5 protein-coding genes are annotated in these 3,976 nt (G+C 69.8%); 3 read left to right on the top strand and 2 right to left on the bottom strand.

All coding sequences use genetic code 11. From position 1 onward, the window contains the following. From ACWELQ_RS40370 to ACWELQ_RS40380, 3 genes are all read left to right on the top strand, one after another. Window positions 1-888: AfsA-related hotdog domain-containing protein (locus ACWELQ_RS40370; protein WP_452402269.1), on the top strand; the 888-nt coding region annotated here is incomplete at its 5' end. After that, on the top strand, window positions 885-1,517 hold the full coding sequence (locus ACWELQ_RS40375; protein ID WP_452402270.1) for a nitroreductase family protein: 633 nt from the start codon (window positions 885-887) through the stop codon (window positions 1,515-1,517). The genes ACWELQ_RS40370 and ACWELQ_RS40375, both read left to right, overlap by 4 nt. Continuing rightward, the gene (locus ACWELQ_RS40380) at window positions 1,514-2,458 is read left to right on the top strand and encodes a hypothetical protein (protein ID WP_452402271.1); all 945 of its coding nucleotides are present in this window, start codon (window positions 1,514-1,516) and stop codon (window positions 2,456-2,458) included. Before ACWELQ_RS40375 ends, ACWELQ_RS40380 begins: the two co-directional genes overlap by 4 nt. A 3-nt stretch (window positions 2,459-2,461) precedes the next feature. On the opposite strand, the gene ACWELQ_RS40385 is transcribed toward ACWELQ_RS40380, so the two are convergent. Together ACWELQ_RS40385 and ACWELQ_RS40390 are read right to left on the bottom strand one after the other, a co-directional pair. Then, window positions 2,462-3,229, bottom strand: a complete 768-nt coding sequence (locus ACWELQ_RS40385; RefSeq protein ID WP_452402272.1) for an ABC transporter permease — start codon at window positions 3,227-3,229, stop codon at window positions 2,462-2,464. Beyond that, complete coding sequence (locus tag ACWELQ_RS40390) at window positions 3,226-3,786, bottom strand: glycosyltransferase (RefSeq protein WP_452402273.1); 561 nt, start codon at window positions 3,784-3,786, stop codon at window positions 3,226-3,228. Before ACWELQ_RS40390 ends, ACWELQ_RS40385 begins: the two co-directional genes overlap by 4 nt. Between the last annotated feature and the right edge of the window lie 190 nt (window positions 3,787-3,976).

The raw sequence follows: 3,976 nt of genomic DNA on the forward strand, positions 1-3,976 counted from the left end.
TTCGTGACCTCCCTGGACGCCGAGGCCGAGGACAGTTTCGTGGTGGGCGCGCAACTGCCCCGCATGCACGGCCACTACGGCGATCACGCCGGGGTGCTGGGCGACTACCACGATCTGATCGCCGTCATGGAGGCCGCGCGGCAGGCGTCCATCGCGGTCACCCACGAGTTCTACGACGTGCCCACCGACCGCGCGTTCCTGGTGCGGACGTTCAACGGCACCGGAATCGACAGCGTCGCCTGGGAAGTCGGGTCCGCGCCCGCCGACCTGGAACTGCGGGTGCGAGCGCTGCGCGCGCATCGGCGCGGCACGGCGCTCGAGGGCCTGGATCTGGTGCTCGACATCTCCTGCGGCGGTGTCACGATGGGGACCGTCGACGGTTCGTTCTCCTGGGTCGACCCCCGGCAATGGGCGGCGATCCGCAGCGGATACCGGAAACAGCTGGGGCTCGGCCCCTTCGAGACCCCGGCCTCGGCCGGTCCGCGCGCCGCCGCGGCCCTGGTCGGTCGCGAGAACCCGCGCAATGTGGTGATCGGCGTCCCGGAGGCCACACCCGACCGGGCGCGCGCCGCGGTCATCGCCGACACCACGCATCCGATCCTGTTCGACCATCAGCTCGATCACGTGCCCGGCAACCTGCTCATCGAGGCGTGCCGCCAGACCGCCCTCACCATGGGTGTCGAGCCGCGCCGATTGGTCAGTGTGACAAGTGCTTTCGACCAGTTCGTGGAACTGGATCTGCCGAGCGTGTGCGTGGCCGAACGCACCGAATCCGGGGTCGAGGCGACCGTGGTGCGCTGCGAGATCCGCCAGGCCGGGGGCGTGGCCGCCCGCATCGACCTCGAATTCGCCGGGGCGGCAGCAGAGGTGGAGGACGGAGGCAGATGAACACCGATCTGCTGACCGGCACCCGCGCCGTACGCAAACGCCTCGATCTGACGCGGCCGGTCGACCAGCAGGACATTCTCGACTGCCTCGAGATCGCGGTGCACGCGCCCAGCGGCTCCAACCGGCAGCCGTGGCGGTTCGTGGTGGTGCGCGACCCCGCATTGAAGGCGCGGATCGGCGAGTACTACCGGAAAGCGTTCGCCGCCAACCTCTCCGGGCGCACCCCACGCCCGGATCAGCTGGCCGATCTGGCCTCGGGACAGCATCTGGCCGATCACCTGGCGGAAGTGCCCGCGCTGATCCTGGTGTGCTCTCTGGGTCGTCCGCCCGCCGAACCGTCGCCGCTGCGGCTGGCCAGCTTCTACGGTTCGATCTATCCGGCCGTCTGGAACCTGCAATTGGCGTTGCGCGCCAAGGGCCTCGGCAGCACCCTCACCACCGCGCACCTGGCCTACGAACGCGAGATCGCCGAACTGCTCGGCATCCCGTTCGACGAGGTTACCCAGGTGGCCATGCTCCCGGTCGCCCACCTGCTGCCCGGTTCCGACCGGCCGGTGCGCCGCACACCCGCCGCGGAGCTGACCGGCTGGGACGGCTGGGCCAGCCCGGCAGGAGACGCGCCTCGATGACCGATCTCGCCGAAAGCCCGGCCCCCGCTGGGCTTCTCACCTCGGTCGGCCGCATCGCGCACTTCACCAAGGTGATGTACAAGCCGCACTACCTGCTCTACGGCATCCTCTGGGTCTTCGCCCTCGAAGGCACCGCCGCCCTGCTCACCGTGCCCGGCCACCCCTGGCATCCCACCGGCGCGACCGCCGCCCGCATCGGTGTCGTCGCCATCGTGCTGCTCTACCTGCGCATGGTCGACGAGCAGAAGGACCTCGACTACGACCGCGTCCACAACCCGGACCGGCCACTGGTCACCGGGGCGGTCAGCGCCCCCGAACTGCGTGGCGCGATGACGGTGATCGCCGTCGTCGCCATCGCGGGCAGCCTCGCCCTGTCGCCGCGTTCGGCCGCGGCGATCGCAGCCGTCCTGGCCTACGGCCTGATTCTGTGGGGCCTGGAACGCCTCTCCGCGACCGTCCGCACCAACATCCTGCTCAACCTCCTGGTCACCTACCCGGTGCAACTGCTGGTGACCCTCTACGTGGTGGTGTCGGCCATCGACACCGGCGAGGCCGCCGCGCGCGGCCGGGTGGCGTGGGCGGCGGTCGTGTTCGCCGGCGCGTTCCTGCAGTTCGAATTCGCCCGCAAGACTTCACGTCTCACCCGGCCGGGGGAGACGTACTACTCGAACGTGCTCGGCTACACCGGTAGTGCGGTGGCGATCGTGTTGCTGGCGCTGATCGCAGCAGTCTGCGAGACGGTGCTGGCCGAGCCGTGGACCCGGCACGGCGCGGCCGCGATGATCGGCTGGATACCCCTGGCACTCACGCTCCTCCCGCTCGCGGGGACCGTGCGCTACCTCCGCTCCCGCCACGAGGACTACCCGATTCTGCCCGCCGTTCTGTTCATCCTCACGCTGTATCTGACGCTCATCGCGCAGGCGGTGGTCGCGACCGGCTGAAACTCAACGCCGGGACAAGCGGCGGAAAGAGACGGCCGCGCAGCCGAATCCGAGTGCGGCGAGCGCCGCGCACCACAGCAGCGCGGTGACGGGTCGACCGGAGCCCGTACCGTCCAGCAGGCTGCGGAGGGTGTCCACCACCGGGGTGGCGGGCTGGTTGTCGGCGAAGGGGCGCAACCAGTCGGGCATGGTGTGCGTCGGCACGAAAGCGCTGCTGACGTAGGGGATGAACGTGATGGCGTAGGTGAGGCCGCCCGCGGCCTCCGGATTGTTCGCGGCCATGCCCAAGGCCACGGCGATCGCGGTCACCGCGAGGACGAACGCGGCGATGACCGCCGCTGCGGCCAGCCAGCCCAGGGGGCCGGAGCCGGGGCGGTAGCCCAAAGCCACCGCCACACCGACCGCGATGACGATGGCGGCGATCGTGCGGGCGAAGCCCTCGGTCACGTGCCCGGCGGCGAGGGCCTGGCGGAACATGGGCAGCGTGCGGAAGCGGTCGACACTGCCGCGGGTCATATCGGTGCACACGCTCGCCGCCGTGATGGACGCCCCGAAACCCGTGCACAGCAGCATGATCCCGGGGATCACGTAGTTCAGGTAGGAGCCGCCGACCTCGATCGCGCCACCGAAGACGTAGGTGAACAGCAGCATCATCAGGATCGGCATGGTCAGCGAGATGACCAGGGTGTCGGTGCTGCGCAGGGTGCGGCGGGCGCAGCGGCGGAACATGACCGCGGTGTCGGGGACCAGATAGCGGACGGGAGCGGTCACTGGGCGGCGGCCTCGATGAGATCGGCGGCCCGCTCGGCGGTGCCGGTGGTCAGCAGGGTGGCGGCGAAATCGTGTACCCGGGTGCGGGATTGCTCGGAGAGCAGAGGCGCGAGCTTGGCTTCCAGCCTGTCGGCCGTCAGCGAGGTGAACGGCAGATGCGCTCCCACACCGAGCTTCTCGACCTGACCACCCCACATGGGCTGCTCGAACGACACCGAGCACACCACCGTGGGCAGACCCGCCCGCAGGCTCTCGAACAGCGTCCCGATGCCGCCGTGATGTACCGCCGCCGCGCACAGCGGAAAGATCAGATCGTAGGCGAAATCGGTGTTCACCAGCTTGATCCGATCACCGGTGACCGTGGCCGCGACATCCAGATCGCTCCAGCCCGCGTGCACGAGGGCACGCACACCCAGCCGCGCGGACACCTGCTCCACCATGGCGAATACGGCGGCGGCATCGCGGATCGGCATGCTGCCGAAACCGAAGAACACCGGCGGCGCACCGGCTCCGATCCAGGCCAGCAGGTCGTCGTGGCCGCCGGAGAGCTCGCCCACGGCGGTGCGGGTGGCTCGGTCCAGGGTGAGGAAACCGGTGAAGGGTCGACGCTCGTCCCACTGCGTGGGCAGGCCGGGAACCAGTGCCGGATCGTACCTTGCCGTCGGAGTTCAGCGGTGGTGGGCTGGTGGTCACGCACGACGGGGAGTCGGTCACCGATACGGGGGCGGTCGATGAGCTCGGGTTCGT

This window comes from Nocardia sp. NPDC004722 (assembly GCF_053601505.1).

Bases quoted from the DNA above. Each gene is read 5' to 3' on its own strand.
- ACWELQ_RS40375 (WP_452402270.1), top strand. From the start codon at position 885: ATGAACACCGATCTGCTGACCGGCACCCGCGCCGTACGCAAACGCCTC.
- ACWELQ_RS40380 (WP_452402271.1), top strand. From the start codon at position 1,514: ATGACCGATCTCGCCGAAAGCCCGGCCCCCGCTGGGCTTCTCACCTCG.